Source organism: Acinetobacter sp., assembly GCF_041919735.1.
Taxonomy (GTDB): Bacteria; Pseudomonadota; Gammaproteobacteria; order Pseudomonadales; family Moraxellaceae; genus Acinetobacter.
In genome coordinates, this window is sequence record NZ_JAYRTF010000033.1 from 1 (window position 1) to 17,156 (window position 17,156).

Consider the following 17,156-nt stretch of genomic DNA (forward strand, 5'->3'; position numbering starts at 1 on the left):
CCAGAATTTGTTGTGTTAATTTCTGGGTAAATTTTGCCAATTTTTACCCACACAAAGCAAAAATAGGGTCAAATCGCTTAGGACAGTATCGGACAATACAGCCAATAAAAAAGCCCTTAAACATTGATTTTAAAGTCTTTTTTTATATTCCGATGGACTACTTCGGAAAGAATTTTGGTGGAGGTGGCGGCAACTTAACTGAAACTAAAATTCGCTAATATGTATTAAATTAACTACACTACATTTTTATACATTAATTGATCCAAATAATCAGACCATGCTTGCATCATCACTGTACGCTCTTCTAAATACTTTGTACGGTTGTATGCTCTGCCATGCATATCACGAACCTGATGAGCAAGTTGCTGTTCAATCCTTTCGATAGGAAACTTTAATACCTCATCCAATAAAGTTCTGGCTGTAGCCCTAAAGCCATGACCTGTCGTTTCACCATTTTCAAAACCATATTGCTTTAACCGCTTGTTAATAGTTGACTCACTAATCGTTTTAGACTGATCTCGCATCGATACAAAGCAATACTCGGTATAACCTGTCATCTGGTGTAATTCTTTAAATAAGGTTATTACTTGATCTGACAGAGGAACAATATGCTGTAATGCTGTCTGATTCTTCGTCTTAGGAGGAGTGTATTTCCAAACTCGATTTTCAAAATCAATGTCTGCCCACTTCGCGCCCCTCAACTCTCCTGGACGTACAAAAACATGGGGTAAAATTTTTACAGCATAATCTATCGCGATATCACCCCGACCAACACTATTATAAATATTCCTTAATAACTGTCCTAACAACTGCTCATCTGTGACCGCAGATCTATGCTTGGTTTTACCAACTTTTAAAATCCCACTGATTTGGTCTGCCACATTAAATTGGCATAAGCCTAAAGCAATCGCATAACGAAAGACTTGGGATGCTTTGCTTCTCATACGCTTTGCTGAATCTGTCTTACCTTGCCTTTCGTATATACGACACACTTCTAAAATTTGCGATGGTGTAATACTGTCTATCGGATAATCTCCAATTGCAGCATACAACTTATCCCAAACAAATTGATTCCTTCGCTGAGTGCTAGGCTCCAACTCTTCTGTTTTACGATATTCATTTGCGATTAGCTTAAAAGTATTTTTTTTATGCGTTATTTCAGCTTCTCGTTTTTTCTGCATGGCAGGATCAATATTCTGAACAAGCTGTTCTCTGAACTCGCCTCGTTTTGCACGTGCTGATGCTAATGTACAGCTTGGATAAACACCAATTGCGATAGTAGCTCTTTTCTTTGTAATTGGGCGAACATAATCAAAGCGCCAATATGCCCCACCTTTTGTATCTAATAACAGATAAAGGCCGCCACCATCTGAAAGCTTAATATTTTTTTCAGATGATTTCTTTTGCATTGATATTGCTGATTTAATTTTTGAGTCAGTAAGACTAACAACGAGTTTAGGCATCTTTTTACGGTATATTTTTGCAAGAAACGGGATATACCGTAAAAAATACCGTAAAACTTTACGGTATCCTAAAACGCCTTCGGACATTATCGGACAATAGAAGTACGTAAGCTATTTATTTTTAATGATTTTCGTATTTCTTCGGATGAGGTAAAACAGTGAAATGGTGCGCTCAGCGGGACTCGAACCCACGCCACAGGCTTCGGAGACCTGTACTCTATCCAGTTGAGCTATGAGCGCGCGAGCACATCATATCAAAAAAAAACAGAAGGTAAAGCAACTAAATAGTGCTTCTGCATTTTTGTGCTTATGCTTTGTACAATATTCCAAATTTGCAACACAGTATTCCGCGTGAATTACTTGGTTTATTGCGCCAATTCGCTCACAATACCTTCACTATTCACTCGGTAAGATTTTCATGACTGATGCATTGACGTTAAGGGATTTATCCAAAACCTACAAAAACGGGTTTCAAGCGCTTAAAGGAATAAATTTAACTGTTCCAGAAGGCGAATTCTATGCGCTCTTAGGCCCGAATGGTGCAGGTAAATCAACAACGATCAGCATCATCAGCTCTCTGACTAAAAAAACGTCCGGCAGTGTCGAAATTTTTGGCCATAACTTAGATACGCATCCTTCAGCTGCAAAGCAATGCCTCGGTGTCGTGCCTCAGGAATTCAACTTCGGCCAGTTTGAAAAAACTTTTGATATTTTAGTCACTCAAGCAGGCTACTACGGCATTCCCAAAAAAATTGCCGAAAAACGCGCAGAAGAATATCTTGAAAAACTCGGACTATGGGAAAAACGCAACACTCAAGGCCGCATGCTATCTGGCGGGATGAAGCGCCGTTTAATGATTGCCCGCGCCATGATGCATGAGCCGAAACTGCTGATTCTGGATGAGCCAACTGCAGGGGTCGATATCGAGCTGCGCCGTTCCATGTGGGACTTTCTCACTGAAATGAATGAAAAAGGCACCTCGATTATTTTAACCACGCACTATTTGGAAGAAGCGGAAATGCTGTGCCGCCGCATTGCGATTATTGACCGCGGCGTGATTAAAGAAGACACCAGCATGAAAAGCTTCCTGAATCAGCTGAATGAAGAGTCTTTCATTTTTGACTTAGCCGAGCCGATTGAACCGCTCAACCTCGACATTATTGGCGTGCGTTTCAATTTAATCGATCCAGTCACCTTGGAAGTGACGATGGATAAGGCGCATACCTTAAATCAGCTGTTCCAATTGATGGAAGCGCAAGGCATTCAAGTGCGCAGCATGCGCAACAAATCCAACCGCTTAGAAGAGCTGTTTGTCAAAATGGTCGAAAAAAATCTTGATGGAGCAGCGCAATGAATTTCAGTCAATTAAAAGTCGCGCTCTATACCCTGGTCTATAAAGAAATCCGCCGCTTTATGCGGATTTGGCCGCAAACTTTGCTGCCGCCAGCCATTACCATGAGCCTGTATTTCGTGATCTTCGGCAATTTAGTCGGTTCACGCATCGGCACCATGGGCGGCTTCACCTACATGCAGTTTATTGTGCCCGGCCTGATTATGATGGCAGTGATTACCAACAGCTATGCCAACGTATCTTCCAGTTTCTTCAGCGCCAAATTTCAAAAAAGCATTGAAGAACTGATTATGAGTCCGGTGCCTTTACATGCCGTATTATGGGGCTATGTGCTGGGCGGCGTCTGCCGCGGTGTGCTGGTCGGCATTATTGTCACCGCGATGAGCATGTTTTTTACTGACTTATATATCACCAACTGGTTTGTGACGATCTATACCGTATTGGTGACTTCGTTCCTGTTCTCGCTGGGCGGCTTTATCAATGCCGTGTATGCCAAATCTTTTGATGATATTTCGATTATCCCAACCTTTGTGCTGACTCCGCTGACTTATTTAGGCGGCGTGTTTTATGCCATTTCAGCACTCAGCCCATTTTGGCAAAACCTCTCTTTAATTAACCCCATTGTGTATATGGTCAACGCGTTCCGCTACGGCATTTTAGGCCACAGCGATGTGAACGTTGGCATTTCACTGGCAGTTGTCACATTATGCTGTGCTGTACTCTACGGCATTGCTTACTATTTACTTTCTCGTGGTTCAGGAATGCGTGAATAATGAGTGTAGAACATTCTCTCTTAGGTAAAGACACCAACTATCCAACAGAATATCAGCCCGATATTCTGTTTCCAATCGCCCGCGCCACAGCGCGCGAACACTATGCGCATGTCGAAGGCATTACTCAAGGCCAAGACTGGTGGCATGTCTTTGAAATTTCATGGCTGAATGCTTCGGGTGTGCCGCAAGTGGCGATTGGCCGCCTGACCCTGCCGGCATCATCGCCAAACCTGATCGAGTCTAAATCGCTAAAGCTGTACTTCAACAGCATGAACTTTACCGCTTTTGATTCTAAAGACGCATTTAAAGCCACGGTCGAAAAAGATCTGTCTGCCGCGGCTGGCGCAGCCGTGACCATTGATCTGTTTCAGGTGGATGATGTGCAGATTTCCGAGCCGCAAGGCTTCTGCATTGATGAGCTTGTGCCGTCACAGCTGGAAAATCATCCCAATGCCGCGCTTTTAGCTTTGGATGAATCCATTGATGAAGATGTCGATGTGCAATTTTATTCACATTTGCTTAGAAGTAACTGCCCAGTCACTGGACAACCGGACTGGGGCACGGTATTTATAAGATATAAGGGGAAAAAACCTGCTTACGAAAGTATTTTGGCTTATATTATCTCTTACCGTCAGCATAATGGTTTTCACGAGCAATGCGTGGAGCAGATGTATGCTGATATCTGGCAAAACCTGAAGCCTGAAAAACTGATGGTATATGCCGCCTATACACGCCGCGGCGGTTTAGACATCAACCCCTGCCGTGTATCGGATTTAACATGGATGCCTCGCCCAATTCGATTGGCGCGACAATAAAATAAAGAACATTGAGGTTTATACAATGCCATTTTTTGGTTTTATTCCATCTGAATCGCTTTTAGGTACGATTGAGACTGCACACAGCAAAAAGAATTCCAGCGAGCCTTTGTACCCTTTACGGGATAAAACCGCCCTGCTGATCAATGATGAAATTATTGATGCAACCATTCTTGGCCCAGTCCGCTTGTTCCCAGCCAGCGACAAGCGTGATACTGCAGAGAAGCTTGCAGGCTATGTAAAATCAACTGTTGCTGTGCTGCTGAAGCAGCTGCTCGGCAAAGCATCAAATGATGTGGTGCAGCAATCGATTGAATTTTCAGAAAGAAGCCTGTTTACCGATGCTTCTGGCGCAAAGCGCGTTGGTGAATCATTAGATCATAGTTTGGTGGTCAATCTGAAATCTGCCTATTCAGACATTAAAGCCGGCAATGACATCAATAAACCGGCTTTTGCAGAACTCTACAAGCAGTTTGCAGAAGCGACAGTGCGCCACTTCATGAACGATTTCAATAAAACGCTGGATTTGGGCATGATTAAACGCAAAGCCGCTGATATCGGCTCTGCGGCGGTGATTAAAGCGATCCACATTGCAATCGATAAAATCTTCCCGAACCTCACCAAAGAGGAATTAGGCGCGCTGGCAGAGGCTCACGACGTTTTATTCCACCACTAAGCTATTTTTGACTATATATAGCTATATATAGTCATCGCCATTCAATAGGCCGGATTGGAGCATTACTTCAGTGCGGCTTTTTTATTGCCTGCCCGATGGTTAAGGCAAAGATCAACAGCAGCCTGCAGCAGCAATCAATCCGATTCATCACCATGCACCCCCCTTAGAGCCATTGTAAATGCCTGAGGCGCTGGCTGAAGCTACAGACTTTGCGCTGTTCAGCGCTTTAATTGATCCGCCTCAAAGGCGACAAATATCTGCAGGACGGGTCTGATTCATAGCGCCAGCTAAGCGCAGGCAACGCGGTTTGCATAACGGAATTTACATCACTGTATTTGCCTGACTATATATAGGCTATATATAAGATACATATAGACTATATATAGGATACATATAGGCAAATTTTGCGATCTTAATATTGCTTTTATTCCTTCATCTATAAATGCTTTGACATTTTGCTGCTCATGGCCGCCAGCAGATCAGATCAAGAGCTTTTTCCCGGCGTTACACCTGCTCATTTATGCACTTAATCACTTAATTAATAGCGCATCATTTAATTTTCAGGCCAAACCTATATTCAGCATGTCTGCATGCCGATTGGCATTTCATAATTGATCAGGTGAAAACCGCATTTTGCCGATTTTTCATTGACGATATAGCATGCTATTTAATCTCTGAATCAGTGCGCGAAAAAACCTTTTGATCAATCATTGTCTACTTTTATAGAACTTTTTGTTAACTTGCAGCGCATGAGTGTTATCTTAGTCAATTAAGCGGTATAGCCTTTCAAATCAGCATTTTTAATGCTTTTATTCCTCCTGCATTTTTTAGCGCATTACGGTCATTAGGCCCGTTTTGATAATAATTTTGGAACTCAGCCCAATATGTTTAAACAACATTTTTATAAGAAGCTTAAAACTTTAGCCATCACAGCAAGCGCCTTATCGATTACCAGCTTTTGCCAAGCCAATGATTTTCAAAATACGCCTCAATATTTTAATTTTAAACAAAAAACCATGCAGACCTATGGCCTAAGCGCAGAACAGGTCGATTGGGCCATGAATGGCGCTAAAAACCTGCCGAATATTATCAGCATCATGAACCGTCCAGGTGAAAGCAAACCGTGGTATGAATACAAAACCAACTTCTTGGCAGAAAGCACCATTCAGCGCGGCGTGCGCTTTAAACAGCAGTATGCAGATACCTTAAACCGCGCAGAACAGCAATTCGGCGTACCGCAATCCATCATTTTAGGCATTTTGGGTGTAGAAACCGGTTTTGGCGCCAATAAAGGCTCCTTTATTACCCGTGATGCCCTCGCAACGCTCGGTTTTGGCTATGAACGCCGCGCAGCTTATTTCCAGGATGAGCTGGGCGCTTTAATCGCCTGGTCGTATAAAGATGGCGTGCCGGCAAATTCTATTGTCGGATCATATGCCGGCGCTGTCGGCTATCCGCAATTTATGCCCAGCAATATTCCAAAATTTGGCGTGGACTATGACGGAAACGGCCATGTAGATTTAAGAAATTCAGCCGTAGATGCTATCGGTTCAATTGCCAACTATTTAGCGCAGCACGGCTGGCAGCGCAATCAGCCCATTGCATTCCCAGCACGCTATTCTGGAAACAATCCTAGCGCTGTGATTTCGGCGGACTTAAATCAGCCGCTTCCTTATGGCGCATTAAAGTCTCAAGGCATTAGCCCCTTGAATCCTATTGTAAAAATAGATGACTTGGACATGGTCAATGTCATTCAGCTGCAAGAAAATTATGGGCCCATTTACTACATTACCTATCCTAATTTTCAGGTCATCACGACCTATAACAAAAGCCGCATGTATGCGTCAGCTTTGTGGCTGTTAGGCACTGAAATTGCGAGCCGTTGAGGCTTGTAATTTCCTCCCGGCAGAAAAAGTCAATAAAAAAAACCGTTAAAAAGCTCACAAAATGCGCTTTTTACACACCTTGTTACATTGTTGATTATTTTTTAACCGATTATTGTTTATTTTCCGTTCTTTTTTTAACTATTTTAATTAAAGACTAGACAGCCTGTTGACTGCATGAATATTATCCATTTCGTCAAATGTAGTTGCAAAAGTGAAATAACAGGCAACATTGCATAAATTTCAATCACTTGAAATTCACTGCAAAAAAAGCCCTTGGGAGATAAACAATGCAGTCATCAATTCTTAAATATGCCTTAGCGGTTGCCACGACGGTTGCCCTAAGCCAGTCGCAAGCCGAGATGGTTCAGTCATCATTTACCAATGATAGCGACAACTCTCGTCTGGCAGCGCGTGCTTTAAACAAAGAAGCGCAAAGCTTTAACTCAAATTTTAAAAACCTCAGCAGCCTTTCAATCACTGAGCGTTCTGGCGACAAAATCCGCCGGGAAACCATCGCTGCAAAAATTGAAATTCCTGAAGATGAGCCTTCAGTGATTGAGAAGTTGAATACAGTTGCATCCAATACTGTACGCCGCTTCAGCCAAACCGGTACAGCATCATGGTATGGCCGCCAATTCCACGGCCGTAAAACTGCAAGCGGCGATACATTCGATATGAATGGCCTGACTGCAGCGCACCGCAGCTTGCCGCTGAACTGCTTTATCCGTGTAACGAATAAAAACAACGGCAAAAGTGTCGTCGTTAAAGTGAATGACCGCGGCCCATTCCACGGCAACCGTGTTCTCGATCTTTCTTATGGCGCAGCCAAACAGCTTGGCATCACCAACTCAGGGACAGCCAGCGTAAACATTGAGCGTGTAGACGGCCCGAACTCTTAAGATTTCACTGCCGCATTTGACAGAAAAAGCCGCTCAGCGGCTTTTTTCCATTTTGCAGCGGTGTCATTCAGCTCAAAATAGCCAGCGGTTTCCTTTTGCAGTGCATTCGGCCGTGATAATCTGCTGATACCAAACCCATCCCACTCTATGCTCAAAGCGGATCTCAGCCTTCAGCACATTTATCCGCGCTCCAACTTTCAGCCAGCGCAATCCTCCGCAGAGTTGATTGATCGCACAGCCTACCCGTTCCTTTCAAAGCATATTGCGCATTGCAAAGCGCATCATCAGATTTGGATGAAATTGAAAGCTCAGCAGGTGTACGCAGGCTAAACCCGATATTCTTAGTCAGAGAACACTCTGAACAGAACGCAGAGCAAACTAAATGCACTTTGACGGCATGGCTTTTCTTGATTATATTTTTCAGAAAGAAACATAAGAAAGGAAGCAGCATGAAAACAGTCAGCGAATGGTTTGATGAATACAGCGAAAGCCATCAGAACAAAACCAACAAATTAATCCATTGGGTTTGCGTACCGACCATCTATTTTTCGATTATCGGAATCCTTGCCCATTTCAGCGTTTTGCTCACAGCCCTGCTGCTGGTTTTAGCCATGGTCTTTTATGCGCGGCTGGATATTGTTTTAGCGGTCGCCATGGCAGCGCTGACCCTGATCATGGCATGGCTGATTTTCATTCTTCCTGCAGGCCCAGGATTCTATATTGCGCTGTTTATTGCCGCGTGGATTGGACAATTTTATGGCCATAAAGTCGAAGGCAAAAAGCCCTCTTTCTTCAAAGACCTCCAATTCCTCCTCATTGGCCCTATTTGGTGTGTTGATGCCTACCTAGGCAAAGTTAGCTCAAAATGGAAATCACGGCAAAAACCGCAAATAGCGAGCATTTAGAGCTTATATTTTTTTACTTGGATGAAAAAAGCTTTTTATTTAGCTTTTTTCATCAAAATCGCCCTGTTTTTTGAATTTTTTTCATCTCTTTTCTGATTTTAAAAAAAATAAATCAGCACATAAAAAAACAGCAGGCTGAGCGCAATACTGAGCAGCAATTTTCTCGTTATGGCCGTCACCCAAACGGCAAAAATAGCGCCATAAAAATAGCTGTTATTCAGCATACCTTTCCACTCCCCCTGTTCAAAAAAGATAATCGGCAGCGCAATGGAAACCATCAGGCATGGCGCCGCATATTTCAGCATGCGCAGTGCAAAATCCGGCAGCCAAATCGACGTTTTGGGTTCTAAAAATACATAACGGTTAAAAAAGGTCACTGCAGTTAAGCTCAGCAGCAATATCCAGCTCATGCTTTTTCTCCAGAACCGCTTTCTCCCAGCCTGTCTAATAACGCCGAAACCAGCATGCCGCACAGCCCAGCCAGTAAAATGGCGGCTTCCAGTTTCATCCAAGTCAACACTGCCGCCATGATTGCAGAAACACACATGCCGGCAATCGCCAGCCGGTTTTTCATCAGCAAAACAGCCATCACCAAAAATATCGCCACAATGGAAAACTCCAAATGCAGCGCGGCCAAATTGGGGATTATCTTCGCCAGCCAAATACCTACAACACTGAAGCCCACCCAGCAGAGATAAAAGCTCAGCCCTGCACCCAGCAGATAGCGGTATGGCCGTTCTTGATTCAGCATCGCTGTTGCATACAGCTCATCGGTCAACAGAAAACCGATACTCAGCCGTTGAGCCAGCGGCAAGCCGCTGGCATCACCGCGCAGATGCAGCGCATAAATAAAATGCTGACTGGTCAGAAAAAAGATCGTCACAATAATGCTTAAAGCTGATGCACCCGCACTCAGCATGCTGAGGCTGACCAGCTGCGCCGCGCCTGCAAAAACCAAAGCTGACATTCCAACAGCCTGCATTAAGCTTAAACCCGCATTGACGGCTGCAGATCCGGCTAAAATCCCCCATGGAATGACAGCCAGCGAGAGCGGCAGCATATCCAGCACGCCGCGCCCAAAGCCTAAAGACGGGCTGACCTTCAGCGGAGCAGGCATTGTTTTCAGCATAAGTCCCTCTATTGAGATGTGATGATGTAATGACTATGCCGCACAGAACCGCGCTGAGATTGAACAAAATTGCGCAGCTTCTTTTTTCGGTTTCAATACAAAAGAATGCGGCGCTTAATTTGGGATTCAGGATGTGTGATGTGTGGAATATCCAGGTCAGGCTGTCAATGCATGTGCAATCATGCTGATCGCAATGTGATGCCCCGCAGCTGCACATCCTATACTTTAGAGCAGGTATCAACGGCATCATGTGAAACCGCAGCAGCATTGCAAAATCAATTCTTCATTGAATTTTGCAATGAATCTGATTTAGCTGTCAGCCTTAGCCCTGATCATTAAAATTCAAGATTTTTATTTATATTAATTTTATTTTTTTAATCAGCTTTTATGCAGCATATACTGCGCTGGCGTACAGCCTAAGGTTTTCTTAAAATGCCGCGTAAAATGGCTTTGATCCGAAAAACCGCATAGCTGCGCTGTTAAGGCAATTTCCTGCCCCTGCTTCAGCAAAGCCAGTGATTTGCGCAAACGGCACTGCACCAGCCACGCATGCGGCGGCAAACCCGTATATTTTTTAAATTGGCGCAATAAATGCCACTGCGTTAAACCCGCCAGCTGCGCCAAGTCAGCCAATTGATGCTCTTTTTCCGGTTCGGCGGCCAAAATATCCTGAATCATTTGAATCTTGCGCTGCGCTTCCGGCAGCCGCGCCAAACGCTGTTTGGCCTGACCATGCTTGCTGAATAAATAAGCCAAAGTGGATAGATACAGGCTTTGCTTAAATAAGGCATTTTGCGGCTGCAGCAGCAAATGCAGCTGTGCCGCCAAGCCTTCATCATGCACCACCGCCTGCGGGAACCATGGCGCCGCGCCATTTTCCTTAAAAAATCCGCCGCTGATTTCCGCCATCATTTCCGGTGTAGGATAAATCGCCCGATAGCGCCAGCCAGTGTCCACCGCAGATGAGCCGGTATGCACCTCATCGGCATTGACCAAAATAATGTCGCCTTTCGGCGCAATATGCTGACTGCCTGTGCGCAAAAAAGACTGCGCGCCCTCATCAATTAAGCCGATGCAATAGCCTTCGTGCGTATGCTTTGAAAACTGCGTCTGCTGATAAGAGGCTTTCAGCAGTTCCAGCCCGCCCAGTTCTGCAACATGCCAGTAATCGGCAAACTCCTGCGCTTTATTGTCCTGCATCATGCCTCCCGCCCTATGAATGCCTACCATAACGTTTTTTAGGCCAATGCATAGAACGAAATTGCTGTTTTGGCTTTAAAGCGCCGTGCAGATTTATTGATAAATTTGCCCATCGTGCTTCAGCCAGCCATCTGTATGGCGCTTATTGGGATCAACATGTGTCCAGTGAATGACTCCGCCTTGATTGGAATATTCATATTCACCATAAAATTCAACCGTGTCGCCTTTTTGCAGATGCTGAATGCGCGGTGACAAATCAATATTGTGCGCCACCAGCACGGTTTGGCCATTGCTGAGTGTTAAAATAAATTTCTGATGTTTTGAACCTTCGGTATCATCCCACAATACGGCCTTCACCTGCCCGCTGGCATGCACCTGCACATTGCTTTGCTGCTGCGCAAAAGCTTTGTCAATGACTGCTGTATCATCCTTTAGCTTTGTTCCTGCAGATTGCGTTTCTACTGAATCGGCTGAAGCGTACGGCTGGCGCTCTGCAGCAGGTGGCTGCTTTTGCTGTACTGATGCGCGCTGCTCAACTTGCTGTTCAGATTTATTTTGCTGTAAATCAATGCCAAAATAGGCTGCTGCCAGCAGCGCAATCACTGCGCCTATCCCCATATTCGTTTTATTTGCCATAGCTGAATGCATGCCATTCGAAAAATATATGGATGCCATCTTAAAGCAAATCAATTAGCTGATTATGATTATTTTCGTGAGCGTTTTATGGATAAAAAATGAATTTGCTCATGCAGAGGCATGAAAAAAGCCCCAATCAAATGGGGCTTTTTTTTTCAATTAATTTTAACCGAAAGGTTAAAATTATTGAGCAGCAGCAGCTTGAGCAGCAGCAACTTCGTCAGCGAAGCTCATTTCTGCTTTCTTCTCAATGCCTTCACCTACTTCAAAGCGAACGAATTGAGCAACTGCAGTACCAGTTGATTTAAGAACGTCAGCTACTTTCTTGTCGTTGTCAATGACGTACATTTGACGCTCAAGCACAACTTCGTTCAAGTATTTTTCTACTGAACCAGTAACCATTTTTTCAACAATGTTTGCTGGTTTGCCAGATTCAAGCGCTTTCGCTTCAGCAATTTCTTTCTCTTTAGCGATAAGATCTGCAGAAACTTGGTCAGCTGTAACAGCAACTGGGTTGAACGCAGCAACGTGCATTGCAATGCCTTTACCAGTTTCAGCTTCGCCAGTGTAAGAAACAACAACACCGATTTTTAAACCGTGTTTGTAAACTGCAAGGTTTTCACCTTCAACAATTGACGCACGGCGTACTTGGATATTTTCACCGATTTTTTGAACAAGCGCGATACGAGCTTCTTCTACAGTGTGGCCATCTTCAAGTTTCAATTCAGCAATTTGAGCAGCGTCAGTTACGCCAGCAGCAAGCGCAGCAGCAGCAACTTTAGCAGAGAAACCAGCAAAGTTTTCGTCTTTAGCAACGAAGTCAGTTTGGCAGTTTACTTCTAAAAGAATCGCTTTGTTGCCTTCTTGAACAATCGTGATCGCGCCGTCAGCAGCAATGTTGCCTGCTTTTTTAGCAGCTTTTGCTTGACCAGATTTACGCAGGTTGTCAATCGCTAATTCGACATCACCGCCTGCTTCTGTCAATGCTTTTTTACATTCCATCATTGCCAAACCAGTACGGTCGCGCAATTCTTTAACCATGCTTGCTGTAACTGCAGTCATGTCAATCTCCTAAATTCGGTAGAAAATGAATTCTTTTTAGACAGAAACGGCCCAGAGGATACTCATGGGCCGTCTGCATACATAACGCTTACATTGCCACCATCACATGTCGCAAAAATGACAAGCTTGCGTCAAACGCATTAAGCCTCAGAAGCTGGAGCTTCGTCGCCTTTAGCTTGAGCATTTGCTTGTGATTGAGCATATTCTTTACCAGCAAGAATCGCATCAGCCATAGCAGAAGCATAAAGAGTAACTGCACGGATCGCATCGTCGTTACCCGGAATAACGTAGTCTACGTTATCTGGGTTAGAGTTTGTATCAACGATACCGATAACAGGGATACCCAAGTTTTTAGCTTCTTTAATTGCAATTGCTTCGTGATCAACGTCGATTACGAATAATGCGTCAGGTAAGCCACCCATGTTTTTAACGCCGCCAAGAGCGCGTTCAAGTTTTTCCATCTCACGAGTACGCTCTAAAGCTTCACGTTTAGTCAGCTTAGCGAAAGTACCGTCAGTAGATTGAGTTTGAAGGTCTTTTAGACGGTTGATTGACTGGCGAAGAGTTTTCCAGTTAGTCAACATGCCGCCCAACCAGCGGTGATCAACGTATGGTTGACCTGCGCGTTGAGCTTGTTCACGGATGATGTTAGAAGCAGCACGTTTTGTACCAACGAACAAAACTTTGTTCTTTTTGCTAGCCAAGTTGTTAGCAAAGTTCAAAGCATCATTTAACGCAGGAACAGTGTGCTCAAGGTTGATGATGTGAATTTTGTTGCGCGCGCCGAAGATGTACTCGCGCATTTTTGGATTCCAAAAACGTGTTTGGTGACCGAAGTGAGCGCCTGCTTGAAGAAGGTCGCGCATGCTTACGTTGTAATCTGCCATTTTCTTTACCTTAAAGTTTGGGTTAGGCCTCCATATATCCGCATTCTCCACCCTTGCGGGCACCCAGAGAAATGTGTCGATATATGTGCGGATTTTTTACGCCGATTTTACCTGCTTAATGCAAAACGAATTCACGAAAAAGCATTTGATAAAATGGGCGGCTATTTATACCATAGTCACATACAAATTTCCAAAAGTTTTTAGAGATCATGAACAGTACTTACGAAGCTCCCCGCCGTTTAATCAAAACCCCAGACGAAATTGAAAAAATGCGTGTGGCGGGCCGGCTGGCTGCAGAAGTTTTGGATATGATCAAACCGCATATTGTTCCAGGTGTGACCACCTTAGAACTTGATACGATTTGTCATGACTATATCGTTAATAAACAAGATGCTATTCCTGCATGCCTAGGCTATGGCGCAGCGCCTGGCCGCCCTGCTTTTCAGCATGTCATCTGCACCTCTGTCAACCATGTCGTGTGCCACGGCATTCCATCAGAAAGCAAAGTGCTGAAAAAAGGCGACATCCTGAATATTGACGTTACTGTGATTAAAGATGGCTATCACGGCGATACCAACATGATGTACATCGTGGGCGGCGAAACGTCTATTTTAGCCAACCGCCTGTGCAACGTGGCGCAAGAAGCCATGTACCGCGGTATTGCAACAGTAAAACCGGGTTCGACTTTGGGCGATATCGGCCATGCCATTCAATCTTATGTTGAATCTGAACGTTTTGGCGTAGTTCGTGAATATTGCGGCCACGGCATTGGCACGGTATTCCATGATGAGCCGCAAGTGCTGCATTATGGCCAGCCGAATACCGGCATGGTTTTTGAAGAAGGCATGACCTTTACCATTGAACCTATGGTGAATGGAGGCGACTGGAAAACCAAACTGCTGGGCGACAAATGGACTGTCGTAACTAAAGACCACAGCCTGTCTGCACAGTATGAACATACTATTTTAGTGACAAAAACCGGTGTCGAAATTCTGACAGCACGCCCTGAAGAAGACCTGTCACGCTTTCAGAACTAAATGTTTCTCAGCAGGCTGAATGCCGGCTGAACAAATATTTAAAAAAGACCGTCAATGCGCGGTCTTTTTTTACGCTCTTTATTTTTATTCTTTAAAGAAACTGCGCTGCAGGCAATAGCGCGCTGAAATGCGCTTGTCGAATAACTTACTTTAGCCAATCCGCAGCCTCATCATCGCGATAAAATAATGCGGGAAATAGAGGTTGAATGCCGCATCTGCATGCAAACCCTAATCAGCTGATAATTTACTTTCTGCTCTAATCCTAAGATTTTTCAATTTTTTATTCACTTAAAAAGTGCCTATTAACTTTTTGCAGACTTTATTTAAGATTGGCGCAATTCCTACTCCCCTTTATGCACCGTTTTAGGCTAAGATAGTGTGCTTTTTATTTTTTAATCCCTATAAGAAGGAATACTGCCGTGGACGTACGTCTCTCTGATCGTGTAAATGCCATCAAACCGTCCCCTACACTTGCTGTTACCAACAAAGCTGCTGAACTTAAAGCTGCCGGTAAAAACGTAATTGGCTTGGGTGCAGGTGAACCAGATTTTGACACACCACAACACATCAAAGACGCAGCAATTGCAGCGATCAACAATGGCTTCACAAAATATACAGCTGTTGACGGTACTCCAGGCCTTAAAAAAGCAATTATTGCGAAATTAAAACGCGACAATAACCTTGACTACGCGGCAAACCAAATCTTGGTTTCTTGCGGCGGCAAACAGTCTTTCTTTAACTTAGCGCTTGCTTTGTTAAATAAAGGCGACGAAGTGATTATCCCTGCCCCATACTGGGTAAGCTACCCAGACATGGTGATCATCGCTGAAGGCGTGCCTGTCGTTGTAAAATGCGGTGAAGAACAGCGCTTCAAAATTACTCCTGCTCAATTAGAAGCGGCGATCACTGACAAAACCCGTTTAGTGGTGTTAAACAGCCCTTCAAACCCAACAGGCATGATCTACACTAAAGCTGAATTGGAAGCTTTGGCTGAAGTTCTTCGTAAATACCCAGAAGTGATGGTTGCTTCTGATGATATGTACGAACCAATCCGTTGGGACGACGAATTCTACAACATCGCAACTGTTGCGCCTGACCTTTACGACCGCGTAATTGTTCTGAACGGTGTATCTAAAGCGTATGCAATGACTGGCTGGCGTATCGGCTATGCAGCGGGCCCTGCGAAACTGATCGGCGCGATGAAAAAAATCCAATCTCAATCAACTTCAAACCCAACTTCTATTTCACAAGTTGCTGCTGAAGCTGCATTGAATGGCCCGCAAGACGTTCTTCAACCAATGATTGAAGCATTCCACCGCCGCCATGACTTAGTGGTAAATGGCTTGAACGCAATCAACGGCATTACTTGCCTTCCTGCTGACGGTGCATTCTATGCATACGCTAACATCCGTCCATTGATTCGTGCGAAAGGCTTAAAATCTTGCACAGAATTCTCTGCATGGTTATTGGAAGAAACTGGTGTTGCTGTTGTTCCTGGCGATGCATTCGGTCTAGGCGGCTACATGCGTATTTCTTATGCAACTGCTGACGAAGTGCTTGTAGATGCGCTTGCCCGTATCAAAAAAGCGGCTGATTCAATCGAAGGCGTAGACGCTGCGATTGCTTCAATTGCTGCTGAAAAAAAATAATTTGATTTAACCATCAAATTTAAAAACCCCGCGAACTTCGCGGGTTTTTTATGCTTAATACAAACGTTTTATAAACATGCTTTTGCATTTGATCACTTAAATCTCATGCAATCCCCAATAGACTTCTGTTTTAGGCGTGCAGAAAAATCCTTCAAAGGGATGAATATCTAAAATTTGATCAATGATTTTTTTTGAAGAACATAAAAAAGTACAGTGACAGTCCCAATGTGTGGCAAATAGAAGCTGATGATCTTCAGTGTAATTGCATTTATCAAGCTGATCATTATCAATCAAATAATCAATCTGCATTTTTTCCGGGTCATTCAAGCCAAATTCATCAATAGTGAATAAATAATCATAGCCCAGCTCTTTTATTGCATATAAAAGCGGATTCTCTAAAAATGGGGAAATATAGCCTTCATCACATGGAATAATCTTAGTCAACTCATATAATTCAAAGACTTGCTTTGCCCAAGTTTTATTTTCATATTGTTGTTTAATAGCACCAATCATAGTTCTTAATGCAACATCAATTTGAGAGATATTCTCCAGCTCAGACAAATTTAAAATTTCATGCCATGCAATTGGATAATGGCCTTTGATAAAGTCATTTTTTTTAGGCCACCTATCAACATTATAATGTTCCAATTCCAATGTGACTGCTTTATAAAATGGATGCAGCAAAATATACACCGATTCAAAAACACCCTGATAATATTCTAAAACCTTTCCATCATATGGGTAGGAAGCATAAATCTCAGGAATCAATACATTATTTTCTTTCATGA

General features: G+C 43.8%; 18 protein-coding genes and 1 tRNA gene. 10 read left to right on the plus strand and 9 right to left on the minus strand.

Features of this window, described 5'->3' with window-relative positions; translation table 11 throughout:
* A partial coding sequence (locus ACE3T3_RS14740) for a hypothetical protein (RefSeq protein WP_374668233.1) occupies positions 1-218 on the plus strand: 218 nt, incomplete at its 5' end.
* A gap of 15 nt (positions 219-233) precedes the next feature.
* Here ACE3T3_RS14740 and ACE3T3_RS14745 read toward each other — a convergent pair.
* Together ACE3T3_RS14745 and ACE3T3_RS14750 are read right to left on the minus strand one after the other, a co-directional pair.
* Positions 234-1,463 carry a tyrosine-type recombinase/integrase gene (locus ACE3T3_RS14745; protein ID WP_374668288.1) on the minus strand — a complete coding sequence of 410 codons (1,230 nt, stop codon included), beginning with the start codon at positions 1,461-1,463 and terminating at the stop codon, positions 234-236.
* A 164-nt stretch (positions 1,464-1,627) separates the two neighbouring features.
* Positions 1,628-1,703: transfer RNA gene (locus ACE3T3_RS14750), tRNA-Arg, on the minus strand.
* Between the two features lie 178 nt (positions 1,704-1,881).
* Between ACE3T3_RS14750 and ACE3T3_RS14755 the strand changes: the two genes are divergently transcribed.
* From ACE3T3_RS14755 to ACE3T3_RS14785, 7 genes are all read left to right on the plus strand, one after another.
* A complete protein-coding gene (locus ACE3T3_RS14755) occupies positions 1,882-2,817 on the plus strand; it encodes an ABC transporter ATP-binding protein (protein ID WP_374668235.1) in 936 nt (311 codons plus the stop codon).
* On the plus strand, positions 2,814-3,587 hold the full coding sequence (locus tag ACE3T3_RS14760) for an ABC transporter permease (protein ID WP_374668237.1): 774 nt from the start codon (positions 2,814-2,816) through the stop codon (positions 3,585-3,587). The genes ACE3T3_RS14755 and ACE3T3_RS14760 overlap by 4 nt, the downstream gene beginning before the upstream one ends.
* The gene (gene queF / locus ACE3T3_RS14765; RefSeq protein WP_374668239.1) at positions 3,587-4,402 is read left to right on the plus strand and encodes an NADPH-dependent 7-cyano-7-deazaguanine reductase QueF; all 816 of its coding nucleotides are present in this window, start codon (positions 3,587-3,589) and stop codon (positions 4,400-4,402) included. The genes ACE3T3_RS14760 and queF overlap by 1 nt, the downstream gene beginning before the upstream one ends.
* Before the next feature lie 25 nt (positions 4,403-4,427).
* A complete protein-coding gene (locus ACE3T3_RS14770; protein ID WP_374668241.1) occupies positions 4,428-5,078 on the plus strand; it encodes a hypothetical protein in 651 nt (216 codons plus the stop codon).
* An 884-nt stretch (positions 5,079-5,962) separates the two neighbouring features.
* A complete protein-coding gene (gene mltB / locus ACE3T3_RS14775) occupies positions 5,963-6,964 on the plus strand; it encodes a lytic murein transglycosylase B (protein ID WP_374668243.1) in 1,002 nt (333 codons plus the stop codon).
* Positions 6,965-7,251: 287 nt separating this feature from the next.
* Complete coding sequence (locus tag ACE3T3_RS14780; protein ID WP_374668245.1) at positions 7,252-7,863, plus strand: septal ring lytic transglycosylase RlpA family protein; 612 nt, start codon at positions 7,252-7,254, stop codon at positions 7,861-7,863.
* 449 nt (positions 7,864-8,312) lie between these two features.
* Positions 8,313-8,768, plus strand: coding sequence for a DUF962 domain-containing protein (locus ACE3T3_RS14785; RefSeq protein ID WP_374668247.1), 456 nt, complete (start codon positions 8,313-8,315; stop codon positions 8,766-8,768).
* 98 nt (positions 8,769-8,866) lie between these two features.
* Here the strand turns inward: ACE3T3_RS14785 and ACE3T3_RS14790 are convergent, their stop codons facing one another.
* The 6 genes from ACE3T3_RS14790 to rpsB all read right to left on the minus strand — a co-directional run bounded on the left by ACE3T3_RS14790 (position 8,867) and on the right by rpsB (position 13,682).
* Positions 8,867-9,178 (minus strand): AzlD domain-containing protein, encoded by a 312-nt coding sequence (locus tag ACE3T3_RS14790; protein WP_374668249.1) that lies wholly within the window; start codon positions 9,176-9,178, stop codon positions 8,867-8,869.
* Positions 9,175-9,897 carry an AzlC family ABC transporter permease gene (locus tag ACE3T3_RS14795; protein WP_374668252.1) on the minus strand — a complete coding sequence of 241 codons (723 nt, stop codon included), beginning with the start codon at positions 9,895-9,897 and terminating at the stop codon, positions 9,175-9,177. Before ACE3T3_RS14795 ends, ACE3T3_RS14790 begins: the two co-directional genes overlap by 4 nt.
* Before the next feature lie 378 nt (positions 9,898-10,275).
* Positions 10,276-11,097: an AraC family transcriptional regulator gene (locus ACE3T3_RS14800; protein ID WP_374668290.1), complete on the minus strand. Its 822-nt coding sequence runs from the start codon at positions 11,095-11,097 to the stop codon at positions 10,276-10,278.
* Between the two features lie 93 nt (positions 11,098-11,190).
* Positions 11,191-11,733 (minus strand): DUF3465 domain-containing protein, encoded by a 543-nt coding sequence (locus ACE3T3_RS14805; RefSeq protein WP_374668254.1) that lies wholly within the window; start codon positions 11,731-11,733, stop codon positions 11,191-11,193.
* Positions 11,734-11,916: 183 nt separating this feature from the next.
* The gene (gene tsf / locus ACE3T3_RS14810) at positions 11,917-12,795 is read right to left on the minus strand and encodes a translation elongation factor Ts (protein ID WP_374668256.1); all 879 of its coding nucleotides are present in this window, start codon (positions 12,793-12,795) and stop codon (positions 11,917-11,919) included.
* Positions 12,796-12,935: 140 nt separating this feature from the next.
* Positions 12,936-13,682 (minus strand): 30S ribosomal protein S2, encoded by a 747-nt coding sequence (rpsB, locus tag ACE3T3_RS14815; protein WP_374668258.1) that lies wholly within the window; start codon positions 13,680-13,682, stop codon positions 12,936-12,938.
* A 209-nt stretch (positions 13,683-13,891) separates the two neighbouring features.
* Here rpsB and map point away from each other — a divergent pair, with 209 nt between their 5' ends.
* Positions 13,892-14,719 (plus strand): type I methionyl aminopeptidase, encoded by an 828-nt coding sequence (map, locus tag ACE3T3_RS14820; protein WP_374668260.1) that lies wholly within the window; start codon positions 13,892-13,894, stop codon positions 14,717-14,719.
* A 419-nt stretch (positions 14,720-15,138) separates the two neighbouring features.
* Positions 15,139-16,368: a pyridoxal phosphate-dependent aminotransferase gene (locus ACE3T3_RS14825; RefSeq protein ID WP_374668262.1), complete on the plus strand. Its 1,230-nt coding sequence runs from the start codon at positions 15,139-15,141 to the stop codon at positions 16,366-16,368.
* A gap of 96 nt (positions 16,369-16,464) precedes the next feature.
* Here ACE3T3_RS14825 and ACE3T3_RS14830 read toward each other — a convergent pair whose 3' ends face one another.
* Positions 16,465-17,154 (minus strand): DUF2711 family protein, encoded by a 690-nt coding sequence (locus ACE3T3_RS14830; protein WP_374668265.1) that lies wholly within the window; start codon positions 17,152-17,154, stop codon positions 16,465-16,467.
* Positions 17,155-17,156 lie beyond the last annotated feature (2 nt).